Raw genomic sequence first — 26,652 nt, 5'->3', positions numbered from 1 at the left:
CGTTCCAAACTCGCGCCCAGAACACAAACCAGCAATCGCCAATCCGCTTGAGTTTCACTAGAACGAAAGACTTCGTCGCCAGCAGCGCCGCCGCCCTCGTTCAGTGAGTGGGCTTATAGAACTAACCCAGGAGAACAGTCAACAGCGCTTTTCGAAAAAATTGATTTTTCTTTCAGGCCATTGTTTTTACAGGAAAAATTCCGGACAGCACGCGAATGCGTTCGTTTCCCGGATTCCGACCGGCCTTACACGGCCAGGAAAGATGATCGTCTTTCGACTTTTCGTGGAAAGAACGCTGTTTTGTCTCCCACGCCCCGACATCATCACAATCTGCTGGTCTTAAGAGACACATGATTCACACAGGCAAATGCAGGCAGACTGCCTTTTCCTGAGTGATTTGACTTCCATGCCCAAAATATGCACATCTTTCGCCCCAGCCAGGATGGCCGATACATGCTCCCACAGACGCCTGATGTAAGGACGCGGACCCGACTGCCATGATGACGGAGAAAATGATGATCCGCTCGTTGGGCAACGAGCCTCCGCTTCTGGCCGACGGCAGACGCGCGCCCGACCGGCGCGAAGTTTCCTTGCGCTGGCTCTCGGGCACGTTCCTCACCGGCATTACATCGTCCGTCCTGATGGGAGTCGCCCTTTTTGCCGCCCTTGATGGCCGCCAGCAATTGGCGATCCCCGCCGAAGCCTATGCAAGTGTTGCGGCAGACGCCCATGAGGATACGACAGTGGTCCGCGGTGGCCGGCTGATCGCGCCCGCCATCGCCGCAAAACCGTCCGACCGTGCCATCATGGAAGTCTCGACCGTCGTCCACGACGGCGAAAAGGAAGTCGTGCGCCGCCAGCCCTTCGCGCATGTGAAGATGACGCTGGCCGCCAACCATGTGGCGACGGAAGATTATCCGGACTTCGATCCCCTGGCGATCTTTTCCGCCGACGAGCCGCAGCCCGCGCCGCAAAGCCGCACAGGTGCGCTTTACGGATCCGACGTCGAATCCGAAGTCAGCCTGAAGACCATTCCCTTCCCGACCGGCAAGACCAGCATGCAGATGGCATCCGGCCTGTCGCTCGAGGAGGTCGAAGAGAACGTGCGTTCCAACGGCTCGGTGCTGACGGACGGCAACACGCAGCTCGCAGCCCTTTATTATGTCGATCCGCGTCGTTTCTCCAACGAGGACGCCGATGTCGATCTGACCGCCGGTCTGTCCGCCCGCGTGCTCGAACAGAACATGACGGTCTCCGCATCGGAATCGATCACGCCGCAGACCGAAGAATTCGCCGACGACATCCTGCCGGTGCGCGTCGACACGCCGATCGCCAAAGCGCTAACGGATTCAGGCTATCCGCAGCAATATGCCGATGGCATCGCCGGCTATATCGCGCAGCAACTGGGTTCTCCTGATCTCGACAAGGGCGATGTACTGCGCATCGGCATCATTCAGAAGGGCGAACAGGCAAAGATCATCCGAGCCAGCGTCTATCGCGGCACGCGCCATCTCGTCACCGTGGCCGTCGACGACAAGGGCAGGTACGTGCCCGGCAGCGAGCCGCCGATGCTGGATGCCATCGCCACCGCCTTCGATGACAATTCCTTCGCACCACCGCCCGGCCAGAACCTGCCGCGCGTCTATGACGGCATCTATCGTGCTGCCCTTTCCTACGGCATGACCAAGGATATGACGGCGCTGATCATCAAGCTGCTCGCCAGCAATGTCGATTTCCAGGCGCAGCTGAGGCCGACCGACAGTCTCGAAGCCTTCTTCTCCGTCGCCGACAGCGCCGGTCAGGCGACCGAGGATTCCGAACTGCTCTATGTCAACGCTCGTTTCGGCGATACGCAGACGCGCTTCTACCGTTTCCAGGACCCCGACGACGGCACGGTCGATTATTTCGACGAGAACGGCAAGAGCATCCGCCAGTTCCTGCTGCGCAACCCGGTTCCGAACGGCATCTTCAAATCTGGCTTCGGCATGCGCCGCCACCCGATCCTCGGTTTCGCCCGCATGCACACCGGCGTCGATTGGGCAGCACCGCGCGGCACGGCGATCATCGCCGCCGGCAACGGCACGGTCGAAAAGGCCGGCTGGGATTCCGGCGGTTACGGCAACCAGACGATCGTGCGCCATGCCAACGGCTATGAATCCTCCTACAATCACCAGAGCGCCATCGCCAAGGGCGTCGTCCCCGGCGCCAAGATCCGCCAGGGCCAGGTGATCGGCTGGGTCGGCACGACGGGCGAATCCACCGGCCCGCACCTGCATTACGAGCTGATCGTCAACGGCACCAAGGTCGATCCGCTGCGCATCCGCCTGCCGGGCGGCAAATCGCTGCAGGGCGAGGCGCTGGCGAAATTCGAAGACGAGCGCAAACGCATCGATACGCTGCTCAACAACCAGACGCCGGACCAGGTGGCGAGCAAGTAGCGTCCATCTACGCTGCTTCCCCTCCAACAGACGGCCCCGACTATCCAACGAAAAATGGCGGCCAAAGCCGCCATTTCTCATTCATCCGGCAAACCTATTTACGCTGCTTCGCTCACCGTCTGCCTCGTCCTGAACTGCAACCGGTCCGAACCGCTCGTCACCGTCACCGTCGATCCATCCGGCACCTGGCCGGACAGGATCTGCTCGGCCAGCGGATCCTGCACGAACTTCTGGATCACCCGCTTCAACGGCCTTGCGCCGTAGACCGGATCGTAACCCTTGTTCGCCAGCCAGTGGCGGGCTTCCTCGTCGAGATCGATGACGATCTTGCGCTCGGCCAGCAGAACCACCAGCCGCTTCAGCTGGATATCGACGATCGCACCCATCTCCTCGCGCTTCAGGCGATGGAAGAGGATGATCTCGTCGATGCGGTTCAGGAATTCCGGCCGGAAATGCCCGCGCACGACCTCCATCACCTGCTCGCGAACCGTGTCGCTGTCGTCGCCGTCCCTCAGTTGCGTCAGATATTCGGCGCCGAGGTTCGAGGTCATGATGATCATCGTGTTGCGGAAATCAACCGTCCGGCCCTGGCCGTCCGTCAGGCGTCCGTCGTCCAGCACCTGCAGCAGGATGTTGAAGACGTCGGGATGCGCCTTTTCGATCTCGTCGAACAGCACGACCTGATAGGGCCGGCGGCGCACGGCTTCCGTCAACGCTCCGCCTTCGTCATAGCCGACATAGCCGGGAGGTGCTCCGATCAGCCGGGCAACGGAGTGCTTCTCCATATATTCCGACATGTCCATGCGCACCATCGCCGTTTCGTCGTCGAAGAGGAAGCGGGCGAGCGCCTTGGTGAGCTCCGTCTTGCCGACGCCGGTCGGGCCGAGGAAGATGAACGAGCCGATCGGCCGGTTCGGATCCTGCAGGCCGGCACGCGCGCGGCGAACGGCGCGCGACACGGCCTGAACCGCATCACCCTGCCCGATCACCGATTTCGCCAGCTCGTCTTCCATCCGAAGCAGCTTGTCGCGTTCGCCCTCCAGCATCCTGTCTACCGGAATGCCGGTCCAGCGGGACACGACATGGGCGATGTTATCGGGGATGACCACCTCCTGCACCATCGCGCCGCGGTCGCCATCCTGCTTCTCGGCGTCGACGAGCTGCTTTTCAAGGTCCGGAATGACACCGTAGGTCAGCTCGCCGGCACGCTGGAATTCGCCTTTGCGCTGGGCGATCGCCAGTTCATTGCGGGCATCGTCGAGCTGCTTCTTGAGATCGGCGGCAAGGCCGAGCTTCTGCTTTTCCGACTGCCAGCGGGCCGTCAGCGCATCGGCCTGCTCCTCGAGATCGGTCACTTCGGTTTCCAGCCGCTTCAGACGGTCGGCGGACGCGACGTCCGTTTCCTTTTTCAGCGCTTCGCGTTCGATCTTCAGCTGCATGATGCGACGGTCGAGTTCGTCGAGCTCTTCCGGCTTGGAATCAACCTGCATGCGCAACCGCGCCGCCGCCTCGTCCATCAGGTCGATCGCCTTGTCGGGCAGGAAACGGTCGGTGATATAGCGGTTGGAAAGCGTCGCCGCCGCCACCAGCGCTGCATCGGCGATGCGCACCTTGTGATGCTGCTCGTATTTTTCCTTCAGGCCGCGCAGGATCGAGATCGTGTCTTCGACCGTCGGTTCGTCGACGACGACGGGCTGGAAGCGGCGGGCAAGGGCCGGATCCTTCTCGACATGTTTGCGGTATTCGTCGAGCGTGGTCGCGCCGACGCAATGCAGCTCACCGCGGGCAAGGGCCGGCTTCAGCAGGTTGGAGGCATCCATCGCCCCATCCGCCTTGCCGGCGCCGACCAGCGTGTGCATCTCGTCGATGAACAGGATGATCTCGCCGTTTTCCGCCTGGACTTCATTGAGCACGGCCTTCAGCCGTTCCTCGAATTCGCCGCGGTATTTCGCACCGGCGATCAGCGCGCCCATGTCGAGCGCCATCAGCTTCTTGTCCTTGAGCGATTCCGGCACGTCACCATTGACGATGCGCAGCGCCAGGCCCTCGACGATCGCCGTCTTGCCGACGCCGGGTTCGCCGATCAGCACTGGATTGTTCTTGGTACGGCGCGAAAGCACCTGGATGGTGCGGCGGATTTCGTCGTCGCGGCCGATCACCGGGTCGAGCTTGCCCTCGCGGGCTTCGGCAGTGAGATCGCGTGCGAACTTTTTCAGCGAGTCGAAACCCTGCTCGGCGTTGGAGGAATCCGCCGTCCGACCCTTGCGGATGTCGTTGATCACCTGGTTCAGGCCCTGGGCCGTCACGCCTGCGTTCTTCAGCGTCGAAAAGGTCGAGGCCGAGGATTCGATCGCCAGCGCCTGCAGTAGGCGTTCCACCGTGACGAAGCTGTCGCCGGCCTTCTTCGCCGCTTCTTCGGCAGTCGAAAGCACCTTGGCGAGTGGTTGTGCCAGATAGATATTGCCGTTGCCGCCGGAGATCTTCGGCAATTTGGCGAGAGCCGCGTCATTAGCAAGGCGGGCGGCCTTGGCATCGCCGCCGGCGCGGTCGATCAGCGACGCCGCCATGCCCTGATCGTCGTCGAGCAGGACTTTCAGCACATGTTCCGGCGTAAATTGCTGGTGACCCTGCGCCAGCGCATAGGTCTGGGCGGACTGGATGAAACCGCGCACCCGCTCCGAATATTTCTCGATATTCATATTCTACCTCCATGGATCGCCCTGCCCTGACGAGGCGCAGACCGATGATTGAGATCGACCCCCTGAAAAGGCAGGCCGCGCTTGGCCCGTAAGGGATTCGGGCGAAGCAGTTCGAGGAGAATATGGTAGCCTGTTCTGTGAGTTTAAAGAGCCCATAAAATGAAAATCCCCGGCACAAGGCCGGGGATTTTCAAGCTAATTCGAGTAGATGGCATGAACGTCACGCTGTCCCTGAAGGGAAAGCGAAATCCTCATTCCGATGCGACGTCAGCCAGCACTGGCGCCTCGGCAGAGGCACCCTCGCCTTCAGCGGCGGCTTCTTCGCCCTCAGCACCGCGACGCGGGCGCCGGGGACGGCTGCCGGTGCTGCGGCGGCGGGGCTGGCGTTCGCGCGGCTGGCCGCCGGCACCTTCCTCGTCCATGGCGACTTCGGCCGGAATGCCTTCGATCTCCGGCTGAGGGCCGGTTCCATCGATGACCTCGGACTGAGGTGCTGGTGCAGGCGCCTGAGCGGCTACCGGCTTCGGCTGTGCCTGCGGCTGGTGCTGTCTGCTCTGCTGCGGCTGGTGCGGCCTGCTCTGCGGCGGCTGGACGATAACGACATCGTCGCCGTCATTGTCATTGTCATTCTCATTGTTGTCCATATCGTCGCCGTCGCGGTCCGCACCGTCGCGATCATTGTACTCGCCGCGGTCGTCGCGCTGGAAGCGTTCCTGCATCTGCGCCTGGGCGCTGGCAATGATGCGATTATAATGTTCGGCGTGCTGGAGATAGTTCTCGGCAATCACGCGGTCGCCGGAGCTTTGGGCGTCTCGGGCGAGCTGCGCGTATTTTTCGGCGATATGCTGCGCAGTACCGCGAATCTTCACATCGGGGCCGGAACTGTCATAGGTCCGGGTTAGCGGATTGCCGCCCTTACGGTTGAAATTGTTGTTATTGTTATTTCCACCGCCGCCACCGCCGCCGTTATTATTGTTACCACGCCCTCGACCGCGCTTGTTCTGCTGTCCTGGCCTCATAGATCGTTCACCTGAATTCTCTGTTTGTGATGGATACATGGCACCAACCGCCATGACCGGAAAACCGGATCAGGACCTTTGTGCCGCGAGCATACTGCGCCTTTGCGCCGACCTGCCGCTTGGTTCTCAAGTCAGTTTGACTGATTCACGCATTGGGTCGTGTTCAACCGTTGAAACTCTCGTTTAAAAGAGCGGACCCCCGAGGCAAACCAAGTACCGAACGAATCTCGTTCATTCCTATCTGCCCAACACGTGACCGCAACCTATATTGCTTCACCGGGAAATCCAAGCCTTTTCTTCGCAATAACAATAATGTCTCGTCCAATGCCGCATTATCGTCTTTCACGCGAGCGCGAACACGAGCACCCTGTCGTTCTGACCATAATCTTTCACGGATTTGAGGCACCTGAAGCCTTTCGCTTCAAAGATCGCCGTCACGTCGTTTCGCTGATCGTAGCCGATCTCCAGTCCGACGAACCCATCGGGCCTGATGAACCTTGCCGCATCCTTGGCTATGGCTTTGTAAGCGTCAAGCCCATCCGGGCCGCCATCCAGAGCCGCAGCCGGATCAAATTTGGTCACTTCGGGAGCGAGATCGTGAATGACATTGGAAGCAATATAGGGCGGATTTGAGACAATCGCGTGAAAGGATCCCTGGATGTCCTCGAACCAATTCGACTGTACGGCCTCAAAACGATCCTGCAACCCGTTTCTTTCTGCATTCGATCTTGCCGTCAAAAGTGCATCCGCCGATATGTCGCTGCCGACACCTGACGCATCAGGACATTCGCTCAAAAGCGCAAGGCATATCGCCCCGGTCCCGGTTCCCATGTCAAGGATATGGAGACGGTTTTGCGCCTTTGCAAGGTCCTTGAGATAGACGAGAACCGTATCGACCAGGATTTCCGTATCCGGCCGCGGTTCCAGCGTTTCCGCCGAGAGCCGAAGCGGCAGGCCGTAGAATTCCCGCTCGCCGAGAATGCGATGCACCGGCTCGTGACCGACCCGCCGCTCCAGCGCCTTGAAAGTCACTTCGGCCTGCTCAGGAGAAAGACGCTCGGCCGATCGCGTCAACAGCTCGGTCGGCGACAGTTTCAGAAGGCCCGCGACAAGCAGCCGCGCATCGGTCGCCGGGTCGACGATACCTGCTTCGGTGAAGCGGCGGCGCGCTTCGGCAAGCATATCGGCGACCGTCGAGCTCATTGTTGCTCGCCGAGCTGCGCCAGCTGGCTGGCCTGGTAATCAGCCATCAGTGCGTCGACGACCTCCTCGATCTCGCCTTCCATCATCCGGTCGAGCTTATAGAGCGTCAGATTGATGCGATGGTCCGTCACCCGCCCCTGCGGGAAATTATAGGTGCGGATACGTTCGGAGCGGTCGCCGGAGCCGACCTGGCTTTTGCGATCGGCAGAGCGCTCGCTATCGGCCCTCTGACGCTCGGCATCGTAGAGCCTGGAGCGCAGCACCTGCATCGCCTTGGCGCGATTTTGGTGTTGCGATTTTTCCGAACTGGTGACGACGATGCCGCTCGGCAGGTGGGTGATGCGCACCGCCGAGTCCGTCGTATTGACGTGCTGGCCGCCCGCACCCGAAGAGCGCATCGTGTCGATGCGGATATCTTCAGCCCGGATCTCGATGTCGATCTCCTCGGCCTCCGGCAGCACCGCAACCGTTGCGGCCGACGTATGGATACGCCCGCCCGCCTCGGTTTCCGGCACACGTTGCACGCGATGCACGCCGGATTCGAATTTCAGCTTGGCAAAGACGCCCCTGCCGGTGATCGTCGCGATGATTTCCTTGTAGCCGCCGGCTTCGCCCTCGCTCGCCGAGAGCACCTCCACCTTCCAGCCCTTTTCCGCTGCAAAGCGCTCGTACATACGAAAGAGATCGCCGGCGAAAAGGGCCGCTTCCGAGCCGCCCGTGCCGGCGCGGATTTCGAGGATCGCGCTCTTTTCGTCGGCTGCGTCCTTCGGCAGAAGCAGGATCTGCATCTCCTGTTCCAGCACCTCGATCTGCTCCTTCACCTCGGGCAGTTCCAGCTCGGCGAGGTCGCGCATCTCGCGGTCGACCGACCTGTCCTCGAGCAGCGTTTCGAGATCGGCAAGCTCGGCGACCGCCTTCTCATAGACGCGGATCTTCGTCACGACAGGCTGCAGCTCGGAATATTCGGATGCGAGCTTCACATAGACATCGGCAGCCGGGCCAGCCGACATGCGCGCCTCGATCTCGCCGAAACGACGTTCCAGCTCGCGCATCTTTTCAACGGGAAGCTTCGCCACCCTTCACTCCGATTCTTCTTAAATCTCTGTCTAAAGGGGAATATTGTGGCTCTCGGCGAAGCGGGCAAGCACCTCGCGCATCGGCATCAAGGCGTGGTGATCGTCCAGCACCTCGTCCATCGCCTTCGTCAGCGCCCCGACATCGAGCCCGAGCAGCATCGCCTTCACCGGTCCGATCGAGGCCGGCGACATCGAGATCGATCGGAAGCCGATGCCGAGCAGCGCCATCGCCGAGATCGGTTTGCTGGCGAGTTCGCCGCAGAGCGTCACCGGCGTCTTGTTCCTGTCCGCCCCGCGTACGATATCACGCAGGATGCGCAAGAACGGCTTGCCGAGCGGATCGAAGCGGTCGGAGACCCGCGCATTGCCGCGATCGACCGCCATCGAGAACTGGAAGAGATCGTTCGAACCGACCGAGACGAAATCGACCGCCTCCATCAGCTCGTCGAGCTGCCAAAGCAGGGCAGGCACTTCCAGCATCGCGCCGAATTGCAGCTTGCGCGGCAGCCCGTGGCCGAAACGCGAGAGGTGCTGCACTTCCTTCTGTAAGAGCTCGCGCACCATCTTCAGCTCGGAAACCTCGGTCACCATCGGCACCATCAGCTTCAGCTCGGTGTCGGCCGATGCCTTCAGCAGGGCGCGCAACTGGGTGCGCAACAGCCCCGGCCGGTCGAGCGACAACCGGATGGCGCGCCAGCCGAGTGCGGGATTTTCTTCCTCATGGCCACGGAAATACGGCACCACCTTGTCGCCGCCGATATCGAGCGTACGGAAGGTGACGGTGCGGCCCGCCGCCTGTTTTATCACATTGCGATAGAACTGCTCCTGCTCCTCCGCCTTCGGCATGGTGGAGGCGATCATGAACTGCAGCTCGGTGCGGAACAGGCCGATGCCCTCGGCACCCGATTCCGAAAGCTGCGGCAGGTCGACCAGCAGGCCGGCATTCATCATCAGCGCGATCCGCTGCCCATCCTTGGTCACCGGCTCGACGGCGCGCAGCGCCCGGAACTGCTCCTGCCGTCTGGCGCGGAAGCGAACCTTTTCCTCGTAGGAGCGCCGGTGATCGGCCATCGGCCGCAGATGCACATGTCCCTCGTCGGCATCGATGATCACAGCATCGCCGTTCTCGGCGAGCGCCACCACGCCCGCCGCCTGACCGATGACCGGAATGCCCATGGCCCGCGCAACGATCACCACATGGCTCGTTACCGCCCCTTCTTCCAGCACCAGCCCGCGCACATTGGCACGCGGATAATCGAGCAGTTCGGCCGCTCCCATGGCGCGCGCCAGGACGATCGCATCGCTGGGGAAACCTTCGCCGGTCGTCCGGCCGGTATAACCGGTCAACTGTCTGAGCAGACGGTTCGCCAGATCCTCGAAATCGTGCATGCGTTCGCGCAGATAAGGGTCGGTCAACCGCATCATCCGCGCCTTGGTGTCGCTCTGCACTTTCTCGACTGCTGCTTCCGCCGTCAGGCCGTTGCGGATCGCCTCTTCGAGCTTGCGCACCCAGCCCTGGTCGTGCGCGAACATGCGGTAGGTTTCGAGCACCTCGCGGTGTTCGCCCTCCATCGACACGTCGCGACGCGACAGCATGTCGTCGATCGAAATCCTGAGCGAGCCCATGGCTTCGGCCAGCCGCCGGATTTCCTTCTCGGCATCCTCGTTCAGCAGATTGGTGACGACGATGCGCGGCTCGTGGAGCACCACGTAACCGAGGCCGATACCGTCATTATAAGTATCGCCGTCGACGGTGACCGAACGCGTCAGGTCGAGTTCGAGGCCCGGCTTGGTGATCTTCTTGAGCTCGCCGGTGGCGATCATCTCGGCAAGCACCATCGCCGTCGTCTCGAGCGCTTCCAGCTCTTCCTCGCGATAGTTGCGGCTCGCCTTGTTCTGCACGACGAGAACGCCAAGCGAGCGCCCGGTCCTGAGGATCGGCACGCCGAGGAAGGAATGGTAGATTTCTTCGCCCGTTTCCGGCAGGTAGCGGAAGGCAGGGTGCGACTGCGCGTCGGAAAGGTTGAGCGGCTGGGCCGAGGCCGCGATGGTGCCGACCAGGCCCTGCCCCATCTTCAATTGCGCCAGGTGCACGGCCTCGCGGTTGAGGCCTTCGGTCGCATAAAGTTCGAGTACGCCGTCGGCGCGCAGCACATAGACGGAACAAACCTCCGCCACCATGTTGCCGGCGATCTGGCGAACGATCCGGTCAAGACGCTCCTGCGGCTCCAGCGGCTCCGCCATCAACTCGCGCAGCCGCCTGAGCAGCACGCGCGGACCGCCGGAAAGGTCTCTCATGGCGTCTCAAGCTCCCGAAACAACGCACTTAGTCCCGGCGGGCCGGCCTCATCTCCTCAACCTGAAGGGGCAGGCCGCCCGCTGGGAATCAATTCTTATCCAGACCGTAGCAGGAATGCAAAGTCCTGACAGCGAGTTCTGCATAGGGACCGTCGATCAGGATGGAAATCTTGATCTCGGAGGTGGTGATCGCCTTGATGTTGATGCCTTTTTCGGCAAGTGCACGAAATGCGGTAGCGGCAACGCCCGCATGGCTGCGCATGCCGATGCCGATGACCGATACTTTCACCAGCCCCGATTCGTTCTGCACGACATCGTAGCCGATCTTCTCCTTATGGTCGCCGAGCACCTTGATTGCCTTCTCGACGTCGCCTGACGGTACGGTGAAGGTCATGTCGGTCTTCGACCCGTCCTCGGAAATATTCTGGACGATCATGTCGACATTAATATGGGATTCGGCGAGCGGCCCGAAGATCGCCGCAGAGACGCCCGGCCGGTCGGCAAGACGGCGAAGCGAGATCTGAGCCTCATCCTTGGCATAGGCGATGCCGGTGACTACTTCCTGTTCCACGATTTCATCCTCGTCACAAATCAGCGTTCCGGGCGGGTTCAGCAGATCGCCCATGCCCGGAGCATCGGGATCTTCAAATGATGAGCGCACGAAGGTGCGCACCTTGTGTACCATGGCAAGCTCGACCGAGCGCACCTGCAGTACCTTGGCGCCGAGCGAGGCCATTTCCAGCATTTCCTCGAAGGCTATCTTTTTCAGCCTGCGCGCCTTCGGCACAATGCGCGGGTCGGTCGTGTAGACGCCGTCGACATCGGTATAGATATCGCAGCGGTCTGCCTTGACAGCTGCCGCGATTGCGACGGCCGAAGTGTCCGATCCGCCGCGTCCGAGCGTCGCGATCCGGTTGTCGGGTCCCAACCCCTGGAAGCCTGAGATGACGGCGACCTGGCCCTCGCCCATCCGCTTGACGATGTCGGAACCGTCGATCTCCATGATCCGGGCCGCGCCATGCGCATTGTCGGTGCGGATCGGGATCTGCCATCCCTGCCAGGAACGCGCATTGATATCCATCGCCTGCAATGCGATCGCCAGCAGCCCGGATGTCACCTGCTCGCCGGATGCGACCACGGCGTCATATTCCCGCGCATCGTAAAACGGAGAATTGGCGCCGATCACCTTCGGCGTGCCCTGGACCCAGCCGACCAGTTCATTGGTCTTGCCGGACATGGCCGACACCACCACCGCGACCTCGTGCCCCGCATCGACTTCGCGTTTTACGTGGCGGGCAACATTCTTGATGCGGTCCAGGTCCGCGACGGACGTGCCGCCGAATTTCATTACGATGCGTGCCATATGCCTCTACCACGACTGGCGCCGGGAAAGCGGAAAACCGGACCCGGCATCACGAAAGCTCTGGGGCAGACCGCTTGGGCCAGAGAGCCGGATTCCCAACTTCCGGAACCGCTCTAAAAGCCCAGGCCCCAAAGGCCCCAAGTTGCGGCGTCTCTTAGCGAGTTTGGCGGGGGGAGGCAAGCGCACGCGATAAAAGCTATTGGCGAGCGGTTCCGCACTCGCCAATCCCCTAATCCGCGCCCCTTGACTTATGCCCCCGATCATCCGACTTCACATGTCACGAATGAAGGAGTGGACGATGACGGAAACCGCCAAAAGCACGATCGACCAGGGCGAAGTGGACCGCTTCTCGGCGATGGCGGCGGAATGGTGGAGCCCGACCGGCAAGTTCAAACCACTGCACAAGTTCAATCCCGTCCGGCTCGCCTATATCCGCGACAAGGCCTGCGAGAATTTTAGCCGTGATCCAAAAAGCGCGCGCCCGCTCGAAGGCCTGCGCGTGCTCGATATCGGCTGCGGCGGCGGTCTGCTGTCCGAACCTGTCGCCCGCATGGGCGCTTCCGTCGTCGGCGCCGATCCGTCCGAGAAGAATATCGGCATCGCCTCCACCCATGCGAAGGCCTCCGGCGTTTCGGTCGACTATCGCGCCGTCACCGCCGAGGAACTTACTGAGGCCGGCGAGACCTTCGATATCGTGTTGAACATGGAGGTGGTGGAACATGTCGCCGATGTCGAATTCTTCATGACGACCTGCGCACAAATGGTCCGCCCCGGCGGCCTGATCTTCGTTGCCACCATCAACCGCACGGTGAAGGCGGCAGCGCTTGCCATCTTCGCCGCCGAGAACATTCTACGCTGGCTGCCGCGCGGCACGCATCAGTATGAAAAGCTGGTACGCCCTGAAGAACTGGAGAAGCCGCTGGTGGCGAGCGGCCTTGAGATCACCGACCGCACCGGCGTCTTCTTCAATCCGCTGTCGAACCAGTGGAACCTGTCCAAGGATATGGACGTAAATTATATGCTGCTGGCAAAGCGGCCGGCATAGCTGCCGCCATCAATAAGCCGGCTAGATTTTCAGCGCGATACGCAGGCCGAAATCATCGACAGCAAGCGGCGTGAACTTCATGTCAGTTCACGTCTTCCGGCAAGACGGGAATGGCTGCGATCTCGATGCCCTCTTCCAAGAGCGCCTGCGCCTCATCGACCGTCGCCTGGCCGATGATGCCGCGGGCATCCGCCTCGCCGTAATGGATCTTGCGGGCTTCCTCGGGAAACTGCGTGCCGACGTCCTCGGAATTGGCCTTGACCGCCGCAACGGCCTCCTTGAGTTTTTGCAGGGCCTCGCGGCGCATGGCATCCATCGCCAGCGTCTGCATCTTGTCTTTCCCACGCGCGGTCGATACCGACGGCGCCATCAACAGCTTGGAAATGGCGGCGGAATGACAGACCGGGCAGGTCAGAAAACCGGTTTCGACCTGACGATCGAAATCGGCGCTTTCCGAAAACCAACCTTCGAATTCATGGGCATTGTCACAGGTGAGGGAATAGCGGATCAAGCGGCGACGCCTCCGGCGATTGCCCCTGCAATCTTCTCGACCGAGAATTCCCGCCCATTCCTCAGGTTCGGGATCTTGTCATGCGCGGCCTTGACCGCACTCGGATCGATCTCGGCGACGATGACCGCCTCACCGGTGGCACCGGCCGACGCCAGCACCGTGCCCCAGGGATCGATGATCATCGAATGGCCGAAAGTCTCTCGCCCATCCTCGTGCCGGCCGGCCTGCGCGGCGGCGATGACGAAAACCCCGTTCTCGATCGCGCGTGCCCTGAGCAGGATCTCCCAGTGCGCCTCGCCGGTCTGCTTGGTGAAGGCGGCGGGAACTGTCATCACCTCGGCGCCGGCCATGGCCTGGGCGCGGAAGAGGGCGGGAAACCGCACGTCATAGCAGATCGCAAAGCCCATTTCGGCAAAGGGCAGCGACAGGACGCGGGCCTCCGAGCCAGCCGTATAGGCGGCACTTTCACGCCAGCTCTCGCCATTGTCGAGGTCGACGTCGAACATATGGATTTTGTCGTAGCGATTGAGAATCCTGCCGTCGGGACCGAAGAGGAAACCGCGATTGGCGATCTTGCCGTCGGCAAGGGCGATCGCCGTCGAACCGACATGCATGTGGATGCCGAGTTCCCTAGCGAGCTCTGAGCCGGTCTTGACGATGATATCATGCGCCTCGTCGGCAAGCACGGCGCGTGCCGCTGTACGGTCGCGCTGCAGCATGCCGGTCATCTCGGGCGTCTGCACATAGGTCGCGCCCTGGCCAGCGGCCTCGCGCACAAGCCGCGCCATGGCGGCGGCATTCTTCACCGGATCGACCCCGGAGCACATCTGGACGGCGGCGGCCTTGAAGCTCATCGGTTCTTCCTCAGGCTGCAAGCATCGGGTCGAGCTTGCCGGCCCGATCGAGCGCAAAGAGATCGTCGCAACCGCCGACATGATCGGCGCCGATGAAGATCTGCGGAAAAGTGGTACGCCCGTTCGCCTTGCCGATCATCTCCTGGCGAAGATCCGGCGAAAAGGTCGCGTCGTGCTCGACATATTCGACACCCTTTTCTTCGAGAAGGGACTTGGCGCGGGTGCAATAGCCGCAGAACTGCCGTGTATAGATTGTGACGGGTACCATAATCTCTCCAGACCGATGCCGGGTATTTCTGTCATATAGGCTCGGAGAGAGCCCTTGCAAAGGTCAAAACCGTTATGTCGGCCGCACCCGCCTTGCGCAGTGTCCGGCTTGCCGCAGCGACCGTCGCCCCTGTTGTATAGACGTCGTCGATAAGGACGATGCGCTTGCCGAAAATGTCGTTTTCGCAACCCCTGGTGATTGCAAAAGCGCCCCTGACATTGTCTTCGCGCGCCTTGGCGCCCAGGCCGACCTGCTGGCTGGTGCGCTTGACGCGTATAAGCGTGGCGGCCAGCAGCGGCTTGCCCGAGAGCCTTGCCATATGGCGGGCAAGCTCGGCTGCCTGATTGAACTTGCGCGCCAGCATACGGCTACGGTGCAGCGGCACCGGGATCAGCGCATCGCAGCTTTCGACCGTCCCGTCGGAAGCGCGCAGCATCCAGGCGGCCATCATCGGCGCCAGATCGGTGCGATCGCGATATTTGAGCCCATGGACGAGATCGCGGACCGCATGGTCGTGGGTCGCAGCCGACCGCAGCCGGTCGAAGGGCGGCGGGTTGGCGATCGCCTCGGCGCTGAGGATGCCGGCGCCGAGATCATGCGAGAAGGGAACGCCGAGCACCTCGCAATAGGGTCGTTCGATGAAGCGGATACCGGACCAGCATTTCGCGCAGAGCCCGCGATGGCCGCCGGTGGAAATGCCGCAGACCGAGCAGGCGGGTGGATAAAAGAAATCAGCAAGCGCCGAAAACGGCCGCAAGAGATGTGTCCGCAAGAACTCTGACGGTTTTTCGATGTTGATCAGGCCCATGCCGCAGAGACTAGCGTGTTCTTAGCGAAAGGAAAATCGTCTTGCCGCACAGGCGGCGCGGGACTAAGGACATCGCCATGGAAACGATCTTCGACAGAGCCCTGATCGCCGCACATCGCCATCGCGCGCTTGCCAACAACGATCCGAAAGCCGCCTTCCTGCTCGACATCGCCGCTGAGGAAATGGGCGAAAGGCTTTCCGTCGTCGAGCGGACCTTCGGGACCGCCGTCGAACTGCATGGCGCGACCGGTGCTGCCGCCCGGGCCGCGCTGGCAACGGGCAAGATCGGCACGATGATCCGCGTCGAAAGCGAGAAGGCCTATGCCGGGCCGGACGAAACCTTGATCGAGGCGCCACTCGAGGACGTGCCGCTCGAACCGCAATCGGCCAATCTCATCCTTGCGCCGCTCAGCCTGCATCTGACCAACGATACGCCGGGTGTCTTCATCCAGATCCGCCGCGCCCTGAAGCCGGACGGCTTGTTCCTGGCCGCGATCCCCGGCGCCGGCACGTTGCAGGAACTGCGTGACGTGCTGCTGGCCGCCGAGGTCGAGATGACAGGCGGCGCAAGCCCGCGTGTCATTCCCTTCGCCGATGTGCGCGATGTCGGCAGCCTCATGCAGCGCGCCGGCTTCACGCTGCCGGTGATCGATGCGGAGAATTATACGGTGCGCTATGATTCGCTCTTTCCGCTGATGCGGGATCTGAGAGCGATGGGCATGAGCAATCCGCTTGCAGCCCGCGGTCGGATGCCGCTGACGCGCGCTTTCTTCCTGCGCGCAGCGGAGATCTACGCCGAACGCTATGCCGATCCAGACGGACGCATCCGCGCGACCTTCTCGATCATCTATGTCTCGGGATGGGCTGCCCACGAGAGCCAGCAAAAGCCGCTCAAGCCGGGTTCGGCCAAGGCGCGCCTTGCCGATGCACTGAAGGTGGACGAACACAAGCTCAAGCAGTGAGGGCCAGCGGCTTCTTCAATTCACCGTCATATTGTTGTTGATCACGTTGAAGACGCCTTGCAAGGCGCCGGTGAAGACCCCGAGACCGGAGACGAGCGCGCCACAAATGAGGGCGGCGATCAAGCCATACTCAATTGCCGTCGCACCTCTGTTATCTGCAAGAAATGCTTTCAAAATACGCATTATTTCGCGACCCTCTGAGCGAAACCAACGGCAAACGATCAATTCCACGGCCATCGGGCGACGGCCGGTATTTTTCAGCAGCCGGCGCCGACGCCGTAGCCCTGAACGACGCAGACTGAGCCGGGTGTATCCTGGAGGACGCTGCGGCGGATCGTATAACGCTTGCCGCCTTCGCTCTTGGGGATCGATCCCGTCGTGATCGTATCGAAATCCGCCGGAGCACTGGCAAAGACGCTTTTCTTCGAGGAATCCGCAAGCATTGGCGTCAGGATAAGCGTCAGCGCGACCACCGCCGTGCCGAACAGAAGGGCGATATTCAGCGCACCCGTCCTGCGCGAGGCAGACGAAGCCCGTTCCTTTTCCCGGACAGCTTTCCAGAAATCATCGTCCATGACGTCAAGCCTTTTAATACACGCACGCCAGATGCTTGATTGAGGCCGATCTTTGGCAGAAGGTGTTAAACGATCCATTAATATCCACAGCCGAAATTGGTGTGGCACAATAATAATCAGATAATGCTAAAGTAAATCCTGCAACATCGGGATGAGCGGCTCGTCGGCCGGCGGCATCGGATAATCGCGCAGCGCCTGCGGGCGCACCCATTTCAGCGCCTGGCCCTCGCGGCCCTGGGGAATGCCCTCATAGCGCCGGCAGATATAAAGCGGCATCAAAAGGTGGAAGGTCTCGTAGGAGTGGCTGGCAAAGGTAAGCGGCGCGAGGCAGGCGATCTTGGTGTGGATGCCGAGCTCTTCCTCGAGCTCGCGCACCAGCGTTTCCTCCGGCGTCTCACCCGGCTCGACCTTGCCGCCGGGAAACTCCCAGAGCCCGGCGAGCGACTTTCCCTCGGGGCGCTGTGCCAACAGGATACGCCCGTCGGCATCGATCAGCGCACAGGCGGCGACCAGCAATATCTTCCGGCCCGCCTCGCTCATCGCGGCTCCTTTTGCCAATAGCAATAATGATAGGCGTCGCGAAAACCGAGACGCTCATAGAGTGCGATGGCCGGGCGGTTGGACAGCTTCACCTGCAGCCAGGCCGAACGGGCGCTGCGCATGCGCGCCCAGCGAAGCGCCGAGGTCAGAATTTCGATGCCGAGCCCTTCGCGCCGCCGCGCCTCGGAGACCGAAAGCGACATGATGCCGGCGAGGTCGTTGTCCTGGACGCAGAGCACGGTCGCAAGCGGGCCGTCCACCGCGTTCTCGATCATGAACAGGCCGGATGGCGGCTTGATCGCCGAAATGATTTCGGCAAGCGCCGGCTTCAGCCTCTGTGGCGCCTGGTCGACGGCGAGGTTGGCGTCGACGAAACGGCCGACATCATGGGTCGGCAGGTGATCGAGCGTATCCGGCAGCTCCGCCTCGGCAAGGTCGCAGGTCATCACCACCGTATCGTCGAAGCGTGTCCAGTTCTGTGCGCGCAGAAGTTCGATCAGCACCGGCGAGGCAAGCGGCGTCTGGCGGACCACGGCGGCGCGGCCATAGGCCTCGAACTTCCGGCTCGCCTTTTCCAGGCGGATTTCGACGTCGCGATGATCCGAGGGATCGAGCGGCACGATCGAGTTCAGCCGGTTGGACGGGTGACCGGCCGTCAGCCGCACCTGCCAGCTGCCGTCATATTGCACGGATGCCGCCGGCCAGGCGCGAAAGCCGACGGCCTCCAGCCTGCGCACCAGCGGCAGATTGTGTGAGGAAATGGATGCCTGCGCCAATGAACGATCAGCTCCGATAGTCGCCATTGATCGCAACATATTCCTTGGTGAGGTCGCAGGTCCAGACGGTTGCCGTGCCGGCACCGAGTCCGATATCGACTTTGACGGGGATATCTTGCGCCTTCATGACGTCTGAGGCGGCCACCTCGGAATAATCGGGATCACGCTCACCATTGACGGCGACCCTGATATCGCCAAACCAGATGGCGAGCCTGTCGCGGTCGGCCATCTCGCCGGATTTGCCGACGGCCATGACGATGCGGCCCCAATTGGCGTCTTCGCCGGCGGCCGCGGTCTTGACCAGCGGCGAATTGGCGATCGACAGCGCGATGCGCTTGGCGGCGGCATCGCTCTCGGCACCCGTCACGGTGATTTCGAGCATCTTGGTGGCACCCTCGCCGTCCCGCACCACCTGCAGCGACAGATCCTTCAGCACTTCGTTGAGTGCGGCCCGGAAGGCGGCAAGCCGCGGGTCGTCGGCGCGTTCGATGCGGGCCTGGCCGTCCTCGGCTGCGGCGCCCGTTGCAAACAGCATCAGTGTGTCGGAAGTGGAAGTGTCGCTGTCGACGGTCATGGAATTGAAGGTCGGGCCGACGCCGTCGGACAGAAGCGCTTGCAGCGCGGCAGGCGCAATGTCGGCATCGGTGACGACGAAGGAGAGCATCGTCGCCATATCGGGCGCGATCATGCCGGCGCCCTTGGCGATACCGTTGATCGTCACGGCCACGCCGCCGATCTCGGCGCTGCGGGTCGAAACCTTCGGATAGGTGTCGGTCGTCATGATCGCCTTGGCGGCCTCGAACCAGAAATCGCCGGTCGCTTCGACCTGCATCCGATCCAGAACGCCTGCGAATTTGGTGGCATCGAGCGGCTCGCCGATGACGCCGGTCGAGGCCAGGTAGACCTCGTTTTCGGCGCAGCCAACGGCAGCGGCAGCCGACTTCGCCGTCAGCGCGGTCGCCTGGCGGCCCTTCAGGCCGGTGAAAGCATTGGCATTGCCTGAGTTGACGACGACGGCGCGGGCGCTGCCATGGGGGAGATTGGCCCGGCAGAAATCGACCGGCGCCGACGGGCACTTCGAGCGGGTAAAAACGCCCGCAACAGTCGCCGGTCTGTCGAAGACCATCATCAGCACGTCGGTACGGTTCTTGTACTTGATGCCGGCGGAAGCCGTCGCCATGCGCACGCCGCGCAACGGTGGCATCGAGACGAAGGATTTCGGAGCGAGCGGAGAGACGGAACCGGACATGATGAGACCTGCCAATGAGCATTTCCAGGCGAAATGGAAACCGGTTCGCCGTCCGGAAATGCGACAACAAACGATGCCGGAGCATGATGCCGAAAAGTGTCAGCTGTTTTCGGACGACATCATGCTCTGCTTTTTGATTTAGATCCGGATTCAGATTTCAGGTCGATTAGGCCCAAAGTCATCCGGATCTAATGAAGGGCCCGGAAGAACCGGGCCCTGATGCGATTATTACTGCTGCGGCGCCGGGGCAACCGGCTCGCTGCCCGGCTCCGGCTGCTTGTTGGCCTGGTCGTAACCCTTGCGCAGCGTCTCGTCCGTGATCTCGATCTTGGCCGACGCCTTCGCCTTGTTCAGAAGTTCAAGATACTTGTCGCGCATGACGAGCTGACGAACCTGATCCTGCACCTGCTCGAACGGCGGCGGCGGAGCGTCGCGCTTATCCTCGACCTTGATGACGTGGAAGCCGAAATCGGTCTTAACCGGCGTCTTGGAATAGGTGCCCTTCTCAAGCGCGAAGGCTGCGTCTTCGAATTCCTTGACCATGCGGCCGCGCGAGAAATAACCGAGATCGCCACCTTCCGACTTGTTCGGATCGGTGGACTTTTCCTTGGCGAGTTCGGCGAAATCCTTGCCGGCGTCGAGCTGCTTGATGATGTCCTTGGCTTCGTCCTCGGTCTTGACGAGGATATGACGGGCGTGGACTTCCTCCTGCTTCGGCAGGGCGGCGACTTCCTTGTCGTAGCGGGCCTTAACTTCGTCCGGCGTCACGATGTCGACGACATGCTTCTTGAAATAGGCATTGTGAAGCTCGCGGTCGGAGAGATACTGCATGCGCTTCTTGAATTCGTCGGTCTGATCGAGCTTCTCGGCCGCAGCGTCGGCGGCGAGCAGCTTCACGTCGATGGCGGCGGAAAGGGCTGCGACCTTCTTCTGGTCATCGGGAAGCTGCGCCAGCTGGGGATCGAGATTGGCGACGGCCAGGTCGAGTTCCGACTGGTGGATCTCCAGGGTGCCGACCTTGGCGATGACGGCGTCATCGGCATAGGCCGGGGCCTGGAGCGCAACAAAGGTTGCAAACGCCAGAACGGCAAGTTTGTTGGTGCTCAACATGAAATACCCTTCACAGTTACATTGCCGGTTTCAGCATCCCCTGAATCCAGCCCAAAATAGCCATCAACACCGGATTGTGGCCTTTCTGTATCCGCCAAATCCGTTGACATCATTCGACCCCCCTCTTATCTGTCACGCAACCTCGCGTCCAGAACAGTTTCCGGGCGTTTTAAGGCGCGCGCCTGATTTTCGGCTGGGCCGCGAACAAGAAACGCCGGGGATGAATATTGAGAAAGGGCCAGTCATATGGTCAGCTTTGGCGGTATAGCCCGCAAGTTATTTGGGTCTTCCAACGACCGCCGCGTGCGGTCCTACCAGCCGAACGTCACTGCCATCAACTCTATCGAAGAGAAGACGAAGGCCCTGACGGACGAGCAGCTCGCGGCAAAGACCGTGGAGTTTCGCGCCCTGCTCGCTGAGGGCAAGACGCTCGACGACATTCTGATCCCGGCCTTTGCCGTCGTGCGCGAAGCCTCGCGCCGCGTTCTTGGCCTGCGACCTTTTGACGTACAGCTGGTCGGCGGCATGATCCTGCATTCGAATGCGATCGCCGAGATGAAGACCGGCGAAGGCAAGACCCTCGTCGCCACCCTGCCGGTCTACCTGAACGCGCTTTCCGGCAAGGGCGTGCACGTCGTCACCGTCAACGATTACCTCGCCCAGCGCGATGCCGCCACCATGGGCCGCGTCTACGGCTTCCTCGGCATGACCACCGGCGTCATCGTCCACGGCCTTTCCGACGAGGAACGCCACGCGGCCTATGCCTGTGACATCACCTACGCCACCAACAACGAACTCGGCTTCGATTATCTGCGCGATAACATGAAGTACGAGAAGAACCAGATGGTTCAGCGCGGCCACAACTTCGCCATCGTCGACGAAGTGGACTCGATCCTCGTCGATGAGGCGCGCACGCCGCTGATCATCTCCGGTCCGCTCGACGACCGCTCCGAACTCTATAATACGATCGACGCCTACATTCCGCTGCTGGTGCCCAGCGACTACGAGATCGACGAGAAGCAGCGCTCCGCCAACTTCTCCGAAGAGGGCACCGAGAAGCTGGAAAACCTGCTCCGCCAGGCCGGCCTCCTGAAGGGCAACGCGCTCTACGACATCGAGAATGTTGCGATTGTCCACCACGTCAATAACGCGCTGAAGGCCCACAAGCTCTTCCAGCGCGACAAGGACTATATCGTCCGCAACGACGAAGTCGTCATCATCGACGAGTTCACCGGCCGCATGATGCCGGGCCGCCGCTATTCGGAAGGCCAGCACCAGGCGCTCGAAGCCAAGGAAAAGGTGCAGATCCAGCCGGAAAACCAGACGCTGGCCTCCATCACCTTCCAGAACTACTTCCGCATGTACGAGAAGCTCGCCGGCATGACCGGTACGGCGCAGACGGAAGCGGAAGAATTCGCCAATATCTACAATCTCGATGTGATCGAGGTCCCGACCAACCTGCCGATCAAGCGCCTCGACGAGGACGACGAGGTCTACCGGACCTTCGACGAGAAGTTCAAGGCGATCATCGAGGAGATCCTCGACGCCCACAAGCGCGGCCAGCCGGTGCTGGTCGGCACCACCTCGATCGAGAAATCGGAACTGCTCGCCGAGCGCCTGCGCAAGCAGGGCTTCGACGACTTCAAGGTGCTGAACGCCCGCTACCACGAGCAGGAAGCCTATATCGTCGCCCAGGCCGGCGTGCCGGGTGCCATCACCATCGCCACCAACATGGCCGGCCGCGGCACCGACATCCAGCTCGGCGGCAACCTCGACATGCGCATCGAGCGCGAGCTCGGCGAAGTCGAAGCCGGTCCGGAGCGTGACGCCCGGATCCAGGCGATCATCGAGGAGATCAAGGAACTCAAGCAGAAGGCGCTCGACGCCGGCGGCCTCTACGTCATCGCCACCGAACGCCATGAAAGCCGCCGCATCGACAACCAGCTGCGCGGCCGCTCCGGCCGTCAGGGCGACCCCGGCCGCTCGAAGTTCTACCTCTCGCTTCAGGACGACCTGATGCGCATCTTCGGCTCCGACCGCATGGACAGCATGCTGACCAAGCTCGGCCTCAAGGAGGGCGAGGCGATCGTCCATCCCTGGATCAACAAGGCCCTGGAGCGCGCCCAGAAGAAGGTCGAAGCTCGCAACTTCGACATTCGCAAGAACCTCCTGAAGTATGACGACGTTCTTAACGATCAGCGCAAGGTGGTCTTCGAGCAGCGCCTCGAACTGATGCAATCGACCAATATTTCCGAGACCGTTTCCGACATGCGCCGTGAGGTGATCGAGGACATGGTCGAAAAGCATATCCCCGAGCGCGCCTATGCCGAACAATGGGATGCCGCCGGCCTGAAGACCGGCGCTTTGAACATCCTCAATCTCGACCTGCCGGTCGAGGACTGGGTGAAGGAAGAAGGCATCGGCGAAGACGACATCCGCGAGCGGCTGACGGAAGCCGCCAATGCGGCCTTCACGGAAAAGGCCGAGCGTTTCGGCGACGACATCATGCATTATGTCGAACGCTCGATCGTCATGCAGACGCTCGATCATCTCTGGCGTGAGCACATCGTCAACCTCGACCATCTGCGCTCCGTCATCGGCTTCCGCGGCTATGCCCAGCGCGATCCGCTGCAGGAATACAAGTCGGAGGCCTTCGAGCTCTTCACGGCGCTGCTCAACAATCTGCGCGAGGCCGTCACCGCCCAGTTGATGCGCGTCGAACTGGTGCAGCAGGCCCCTGCCGAGCCCGAACCGCCGCTGATGCAGGCCCATCACCTGGATCCGACGACCGGCGAGGACGATTTCGCCCCGGCGATCTACCAGGCGTCGGAAGTCATCGTTTCTCCTGAAAACCGCAACCCGGATGACCCGGCCACCTGGGGCAAGGTCGGCCGCAACGAGACCTGCCCTTGCGGCTCCGGCAAGAAATACAAGCACTGCCACGGCGCCTTCGAACAGGTCTGAGGCAAGCCCGCAAAGATCCGCGAAAATGCCGCCTCCGGGCGGCATTTTCTTTTCTGCGGCAACGCCGGAGAGCCGGAATTTCAGCGTCGGGCGGCAGACCCGATCCGGAACCGTTTCTTAACCCTGTTCTGTCAAGACTTCAGGGGCGATTTGCCTGACCTCAGAGTTTTGCGTGTTCATCATGGCGGTCATAGAAACAGCGGAGAAGATGCTGCCCGCGGGCCTGCGCCCGATCGGCGGCCGCACGCTGCGTTTGCTTGCTGCCGTGCTCACCGAACGCGGTGAGAGGGCGGCCGCCCAGCGCATGGCGCTGACGGCCTTTTCGATCCGTATCCTCAGCGCCGCACTCGCCTTCGTCTCCCAGATCGTGCTTGCCCGGCTGATGGGCGAATATGAATACGGCATCTTCGTTTTCGTCTGGGTGCTGGTCGTCGTCTTCGGCGATCTTTCATGCCTCGGTTTCCATACCGCGATCGTCCGCTTCCTGCCGCAATACAGGGCAGCGGGCGCTTTCGAGGAAATCCGCGGCCTGACCGGCACGGCGCGCATCTTTGCGCTGCTATCAGGCACGGCGGTGCTCGCCGCCGGCATGCTCGGGCTGCATTTCTTCGGCGATATGATCCAGGTCTATTATCTCGTCCCGATTTTCATCGGCCTGCTCGCCATGCCGATGATCGCGCTCGGCGACATTCTGGAAGGTACGTCACGGGCAAACCATTGGCCGGTGATGGCGCTGAGCCCCGTCTATATCGTCCGCCCGATCCTCATCATCCTTTTCATGCTGATCGCGATTGCCATCGGCGCCGAGCACACGGCCGTCACCGCGATGCAGGCAGCACTCGTTGCGACCTTCGTCACCGCCCTCGGCCAGTATGCCGCAACGCTCTACCGCCTTCGCCGGCATTATGACGACGGCCCGCGCAAGGTCGATTTCCTCGCCTGGTTCAGCGTCGCCTTTCCGATTTTCCTGATCGAGGGCGTGAGCTTCCTGCTGACCAATTCCGACGTCGTCGTCGTCGGCATCTTCCTCGAGCCGCATGACGTCGCCATCTATTTCGCCGCCGCCAAGACGATGGCGCTGGTGCATTTCATCAATTTCTCGGTCAAGGCGGCCTCCGGCCCGCGCTTTTCCTCGATCATCGCCGAAGGCGACCACGCCCAGCTGGCAGCCGCTGCCATCGACGCCGCCCGCTGGACCTTCTGGCCGGCGCTCGGGGTCGGCCTTGTCGTGCTTGCGGCCGGTCATCTGTTGCTGTCGCTCTTCGGCGGCGCCTTCACATCAGGTTATCTGGTTATGGCGATCCTGCTCGCCGGCATCCTCGCCAAATCGCTGGTCGGCCCGGCCGAAACACTGCTGATGATGGCAGGCAAACAGAACCTCTGCGTCGCGCTCTATGCCGGCGCACTGACGGCCAATGTCGGCCTCAACCTCGCTTTGATCCCGCATTACGGCATCGAAGGCACGGCGATCGCCACGGCCTCCGCCATGGCCGTCGAGGCAATCCTGCTGCATGTCGCCGTGCGCCGCACGCTCGGCATCGTTCTTTTCGCCTTCGCCAGCCCCTCCGCCGCAACGCCAGAAATGAGAGTTCGATAGATGGTGCGTGTTCCCCCCGTTACCGAAAGCACCGACAGCGCCGCAAACCGCATGGTGCATGATCTCGCAGCACTGCATTTCGAAGCGCCGCAGGCCGAGGCTCGCGCCGAGATCGGCCGGCCGGGACGCGAGCTCTGCCTTTATCCGGGCAAGCTCGGCTATGAGCTCCAGGATGAGCTCGATTTCCTTTCCAACCGGGCGATGGAACCGAACGTCTTTTTCTCCGGCCGTTTCCTCGCCCCCGCCATGCCGCGGCTCGAAGACCGGCAGGTGAACTTCGCCCTGATCCGCGATCACAATGCCGGCCGCAGCCGCATGCGCTTCCTTTTGCCGTTTTCGGTCGACAAGCCGGGCTTTGCCGTCGGCCCGTCGATCATCCGCGGCTGGTCGAACAGTTTTGGTCCGCTCGGCACGCCGCTCGTCGATGGCGAGGACGCCGCCGAAACCCTCGACAACCTCTTCGAGGGGCTGACCGCCCGTGATCTCAATCTGCCCGGCATATTGGTTCTGCCGGATCTCAGGCTGAACGGCATCTTCGTGCGCATGGTCAAGGCCGTGGCGCTCAGCCGCAATCTTCCCGTCACCGTTACCAATCCCTACCTGCGCCCAATGCTGCAGAGCGAGGAAGAGGCGCCTGCCTATCTTGGCAAAACCATCTCCTCCTCGCATATGCGCGAGATGCGCCGCCAGTGGCGCCTGCTGGAGGAACAGGGAACGGCGGTCTATACCGTCGCCCGGCAACCGCGCGAAATCCATATCCGCTTCGAGGAGTTCCTGGCGATGGAAGCCGGCGGCTGGAAGGGCAAGCGGCGAAGCGCTCTCGTCACCGATCGTTATCACACGGCCTTCGCCCGCGAGGCGGTGTCGAACCTTGCCGCCGTCGATGCCGTGCGTATTCACACGATCGATCTCAACGGCAAGGCGATCGCCGCCATCGTCGTGCTGATGATGGGCGGCGAGGCCTATACTTGGAAGACCGCCTACGACGAAAACTATGCCCGCTATTCGCCAGGCAAGCTGCTGATGAGCGAACTCACCGAATGGCATCTCGACGACGCCAATATCGTCCGCTCCGATTCCTGCGCCGTCTCGGATCATCCGATCATGAGCCGCTTCTGGCAGGAGCGCGAGGAGATGGGAACGCTGGTCATCGGCCTGAGGCAGAACAGCGACCGCGACATGCGCCAGGTCACCGCCCAGCTCCACATGTACCGCAGCACCCGCAATATGGCGAAGATGCTGCGCGAAAAGATCATGTCGCTTGCCGGCCGGGGCTAAGCATTCCAGCAAAATGCGT

The 26,652-nt window shown here is 61.8% G+C and carries 23 protein-coding genes; 7 read left to right on the top strand and 16 right to left on the bottom strand.

Going from position 1 to position 26,652, the window contains the following annotated elements; translation table 11 throughout:
- Positions 1–497 precede the first annotated feature (497 nt).
- Entirely contained in the window at positions 498–2,438 is a 1,941-nt protein-coding gene (locus tag GR198_RS17990; RefSeq protein ID WP_029871130.1) for a M23 family metallopeptidase, read from the top strand.
- Between the two features lie 98 nt (positions 2,439–2,536).
- Here the strand turns inward: GR198_RS17990 and clpB are convergent, their stop codons facing one another.
- From clpB to GR198_RS17960, 6 genes are all read right to left on the bottom strand, one after another.
- On the bottom strand, positions 2,537–5,137 hold the full coding sequence (gene clpB, locus GR198_RS17985) for an ATP-dependent chaperone ClpB (protein WP_029871129.1): 2,601 nt from the start codon (positions 5,135–5,137) through the stop codon (positions 2,537–2,539).
- 251 nt (positions 5,138–5,388) lie between these two features.
- A complete protein-coding gene (locus tag GR198_RS17980; protein ID WP_029871128.1) occupies positions 5,389–6,156 on the bottom strand; it encodes a DUF4167 domain-containing protein in 768 nt (255 codons plus the stop codon).
- A 342-nt stretch (positions 6,157–6,498) separates the two neighbouring features.
- Positions 6,499–7,359, bottom strand: a complete 861-nt coding sequence (gene prmC, locus GR198_RS17975) for a peptide chain release factor N(5)-glutamine methyltransferase (RefSeq protein WP_164069339.1) — start codon at positions 7,357–7,359, stop codon at positions 6,499–6,501.
- Positions 7,356–8,435 carry a peptide chain release factor 1 gene (gene prfA, locus GR198_RS17970; protein WP_028734613.1) on the bottom strand — a complete coding sequence of 360 codons (1,080 nt, stop codon included), beginning with the start codon at positions 8,433–8,435 and terminating at the stop codon, positions 7,356–7,358. The genes prmC and prfA overlap by 4 nt, the downstream gene beginning before the upstream one ends.
- A 30-nt stretch (positions 8,436–8,465) precedes the next feature.
- Positions 8,466–10,733: a phosphoenolpyruvate--protein phosphotransferase gene (ptsP, locus tag GR198_RS17965; protein WP_029871125.1), complete on the bottom strand. Its 2,268-nt coding sequence runs from the start codon at positions 10,731–10,733 to the stop codon at positions 8,466–8,468.
- An 88-nt stretch (positions 10,734–10,821) separates the two neighbouring features.
- Positions 10,822–12,096: an aspartate kinase gene (locus GR198_RS17960; RefSeq protein ID WP_011653679.1), complete on the bottom strand. Its 1,275-nt coding sequence runs from the start codon at positions 12,094–12,096 to the stop codon at positions 10,822–10,824.
- Between the two features lie 298 nt (positions 12,097–12,394).
- On the opposite strand from GR198_RS17960, the gene ubiG reads away from it, so the two are divergent.
- Positions 12,395–13,141, top strand: coding sequence for a bifunctional 2-polyprenyl-6-hydroxyphenol methylase/3-demethylubiquinol 3-O-methyltransferase UbiG (gene ubiG / locus GR198_RS17955; protein WP_029871124.1), 747 nt, complete (start codon positions 12,395–12,397; stop codon positions 13,139–13,141).
- Positions 13,142–13,223: 82 nt separating this feature from the next.
- Here ubiG and GR198_RS17950 read toward each other — a convergent pair whose 3' ends face one another.
- From GR198_RS17950 to GR198_RS17935, 4 genes are read right to left on the bottom strand one after another with little or no spacing between them, the layout of a single operon-like run.
- Positions 13,224–13,652, bottom strand: coding sequence for a DUF1178 family protein (locus GR198_RS17950; RefSeq protein WP_011653681.1), 429 nt, complete (start codon positions 13,650–13,652; stop codon positions 13,224–13,226).
- Positions 13,649–14,506, bottom strand: a complete 858-nt coding sequence (locus GR198_RS17945; protein WP_029871123.1) for a carbon-nitrogen hydrolase family protein — start codon at positions 14,504–14,506, stop codon at positions 13,649–13,651. The genes GR198_RS17950 and GR198_RS17945 overlap by 4 nt, the downstream gene beginning before the upstream one ends.
- A gap of 10 nt (positions 14,507–14,516) precedes the next feature.
- Entirely contained in the window at positions 14,517–14,774 is a 258-nt protein-coding gene (grxC, locus tag GR198_RS17940) for a glutaredoxin 3 (protein WP_029871122.1), read from the bottom strand.
- 31 nt (positions 14,775–14,805) lie between these two features.
- Positions 14,806–15,582, bottom strand: coding sequence for a ComF family protein (locus GR198_RS17935; RefSeq protein WP_029871121.1), 777 nt, complete (start codon positions 15,580–15,582; stop codon positions 14,806–14,808).
- Positions 15,583–15,659: 77 nt separating this feature from the next.
- Here GR198_RS17935 and GR198_RS17930 point away from each other — a divergent pair, with 77 nt between their 5' ends.
- On the top strand, positions 15,660–16,544 hold the full coding sequence (locus tag GR198_RS17930) for a methyltransferase domain-containing protein (RefSeq protein ID WP_029871120.1): 885 nt from the start codon (positions 15,660–15,662) through the stop codon (positions 16,542–16,544).
- A gap of 15 nt (positions 16,545–16,559) precedes the next feature.
- Here the strand turns inward: GR198_RS17930 and GR198_RS17925 are convergent, their stop codons facing one another.
- The 5 genes from GR198_RS17925 to argJ all read right to left on the bottom strand — a co-directional run bounded on the left by GR198_RS17925 (position 16,560) and on the right by argJ (position 19,684).
- Complete coding sequence (locus GR198_RS17925) at positions 16,560–16,727, bottom strand: Flp family type IVb pilin (RefSeq protein WP_026158900.1); 168 nt, start codon at positions 16,725–16,727, stop codon at positions 16,560–16,562.
- 74 nt (positions 16,728–16,801) lie between these two features.
- Positions 16,802–17,119 carry a hypothetical protein gene (locus GR198_RS17920; RefSeq protein WP_029871119.1) on the bottom strand — a complete coding sequence of 106 codons (318 nt, stop codon included), beginning with the start codon at positions 17,117–17,119 and terminating at the stop codon, positions 16,802–16,804.
- A 126-nt stretch (positions 17,120–17,245) separates the two neighbouring features.
- Positions 17,246–17,659 carry an 8-oxo-dGTP diphosphatase MutT gene (gene mutT / locus GR198_RS17915; RefSeq protein ID WP_011653687.1) on the bottom strand — a complete coding sequence of 138 codons (414 nt, stop codon included), beginning with the start codon at positions 17,657–17,659 and terminating at the stop codon, positions 17,246–17,248.
- Positions 17,656–18,462: a GNAT family N-acetyltransferase gene (locus GR198_RS17910; RefSeq protein ID WP_029871118.1), complete on the bottom strand. Its 807-nt coding sequence runs from the start codon at positions 18,460–18,462 to the stop codon at positions 17,656–17,658. Before GR198_RS17910 ends, mutT begins: the two co-directional genes overlap by 4 nt.
- Positions 18,443–19,684, bottom strand: coding sequence for a bifunctional glutamate N-acetyltransferase/amino-acid acetyltransferase ArgJ (gene argJ / locus GR198_RS17905; protein ID WP_164069338.1), 1,242 nt, complete (start codon positions 19,682–19,684; stop codon positions 18,443–18,445). The genes GR198_RS17910 and argJ overlap by 20 nt, the downstream gene beginning before the upstream one ends.
- On the opposite strand from argJ, the gene GR198_RS17900 reads away from it, so the two are divergent.
- Positions 19,614–19,826, top strand: coding sequence for a hypothetical protein (locus GR198_RS17900; RefSeq protein ID WP_245279624.1), 213 nt, complete (start codon positions 19,614–19,616; stop codon positions 19,824–19,826). The two genes, argJ and GR198_RS17900, sit on opposite strands and share 71 nt — an antisense overlap.
- Positions 19,827–19,912: 86 nt before the next feature.
- Here the strand turns inward: GR198_RS17900 and GR198_RS17895 are convergent, their stop codons facing one another.
- On the bottom strand, positions 19,913–20,794 hold the full coding sequence (locus tag GR198_RS17895; RefSeq protein WP_011653690.1) for a peptidylprolyl isomerase: 882 nt from the start codon (positions 20,792–20,794) through the stop codon (positions 19,913–19,915).
- A gap of 246 nt (positions 20,795–21,040) precedes the next feature.
- Between GR198_RS17895 and secA the strand changes: the two genes are divergently transcribed.
- The 3 genes from secA (at position 21,041) to GR198_RS17880 (ending at position 26,633) form a co-directional block, all read left to right on the top strand.
- On the top strand, positions 21,041–23,758 hold the full coding sequence (gene secA / locus GR198_RS17890) for a preprotein translocase subunit SecA (RefSeq protein ID WP_164069337.1): 2,718 nt from the start codon (positions 21,041–21,043) through the stop codon (positions 23,756–23,758).
- Between the two features lie 181 nt (positions 23,759–23,939).
- Positions 23,940–25,355, top strand: a complete 1,416-nt coding sequence (locus tag GR198_RS17885; protein WP_029871115.1) for a lipopolysaccharide biosynthesis protein — start codon at positions 23,940–23,942, stop codon at positions 25,353–25,355.
- Positions 25,356–26,633: a GNAT family N-acetyltransferase gene (locus tag GR198_RS17880; protein ID WP_164069336.1), complete on the top strand. Its 1,278-nt coding sequence runs from the start codon at positions 25,356–25,358 to the stop codon at positions 26,631–26,633.
- Positions 26,634–26,652 lie beyond the last annotated feature (19 nt).

The organism is Rhizobium leguminosarum, from assembly GCF_010668065.1.
Taxonomy (GTDB): domain Bacteria; phylum Pseudomonadota; class Alphaproteobacteria; order Rhizobiales; family Rhizobiaceae; genus Rhizobium; species Rhizobium leguminosarum_S.
This window is presented reverse-complemented; position numbering and strand designations above follow the sequence as displayed.

Excerpts from the sequence above, each read along its gene's own strand:
- GR198_RS17930 (WP_029871120.1), top strand. The coding sequence starts at position 15,660 with ATGGAAACGATCTTCGACAGAGCCCTGATCGCCGCACATCGCCATCGC.
- GR198_RS17945 (WP_029871123.1), bottom strand. The coding sequence starts at position 14,506 with ATGAGCTTCAAGGCCGCCGCCGTCCAGATGTGCTCCGGGGTCGATCCG.
- argJ (WP_164069338.1), bottom strand. The coding sequence starts at position 19,684 with ATGTCCGGTTCCGTCTCTCCGCTCGCTCCGAAATCCTTCGTCTCGATG.
- GR198_RS17880 (WP_164069336.1), top strand. The coding sequence starts at position 25,356 with ATGGTGCGTGTTCCCCCCGTTACCGAAAGCACCGACAGCGCCGCAAAC.
- grxC (WP_029871122.1), bottom strand. The coding sequence starts at position 14,774 with ATGGTACCCGTCACAATCTATACACGGCAGTTCTGCGGCTATTGCACC.
- GR198_RS17895 (WP_011653690.1), bottom strand. The coding sequence starts at position 20,794 with ATGTTGAGCACCAACAAACTTGCCGTTCTGGCGTTTGCAACCTTTGTT.
- GR198_RS17925 (WP_026158900.1), bottom strand. The coding sequence starts at position 16,727 with ATGCGTATTTTGAAAGCATTTCTTGCAGATAACAGAGGTGCGACGGCA.
- GR198_RS17990 (WP_029871130.1), top strand. The coding sequence starts at position 498 with ATGATGACGGAGAAAATGATGATCCGCTCGTTGGGCAACGAGCCTCCG.
- GR198_RS17935 (WP_029871121.1), bottom strand. The coding sequence starts at position 15,582 with ATGGGCCTGATCAACATCGAAAAACCGTCAGAGTTCTTGCGGACACAT.
- GR198_RS17980 (WP_029871128.1), bottom strand. The coding sequence starts at position 6,156 with ATGAGGCCAGGACAGCAGAACAAGCGCGGTCGAGGGCGTGGTAACAAT.
- GR198_RS17910 (WP_029871118.1), bottom strand. The coding sequence starts at position 18,462 with ATGGCGACTATCGGAGCTGATCGTTCATTGGCGCAGGCATCCATTTCC.
- ptsP (WP_029871125.1), bottom strand. The coding sequence starts at position 10,733 with ATGAGAGACCTTTCCGGCGGTCCGCGCGTGCTGCTCAGGCGGCTGCGC.
- prmC (WP_164069339.1), bottom strand. The coding sequence starts at position 7,359 with ATGAGCTCGACGGTCGCCGATATGCTTGCCGAAGCGCGCCGCCGCTTC.
- GR198_RS17885 (WP_029871115.1), top strand. The coding sequence starts at position 23,940 with ATGGCGGTCATAGAAACAGCGGAGAAGATGCTGCCCGCGGGCCTGCGC.
- ubiG (WP_029871124.1), top strand. The coding sequence starts at position 12,395 with ATGACGGAAACCGCCAAAAGCACGATCGACCAGGGCGAAGTGGACCGC.
- GR198_RS17960 (WP_011653679.1), bottom strand. The coding sequence starts at position 12,096 with ATGGCACGCATCGTAATGAAATTCGGCGGCACGTCCGTCGCGGACCTG.
- GR198_RS17920 (WP_029871119.1), bottom strand. The coding sequence starts at position 17,119 with ATGGACGATGATTTCTGGAAAGCTGTCCGGGAAAAGGAACGGGCTTCG.
- secA (WP_164069337.1), top strand. The coding sequence starts at position 21,041 with ATGGTCAGCTTTGGCGGTATAGCCCGCAAGTTATTTGGGTCTTCCAAC.
- mutT (WP_011653687.1), bottom strand. The coding sequence starts at position 17,659 with ATGAGCGAGGCGGGCCGGAAGATATTGCTGGTCGCCGCCTGTGCGCTG.
- GR198_RS17900 (WP_245279624.1), top strand. The coding sequence starts at position 19,614 with ATGCGCACGCCGCGCAACGGTGGCATCGAGACGAAGGATTTCGGAGCG.
- clpB (WP_029871129.1), bottom strand. The coding sequence starts at position 5,137 with ATGAATATCGAGAAATATTCGGAGCGGGTGCGCGGTTTCATCCAGTCC.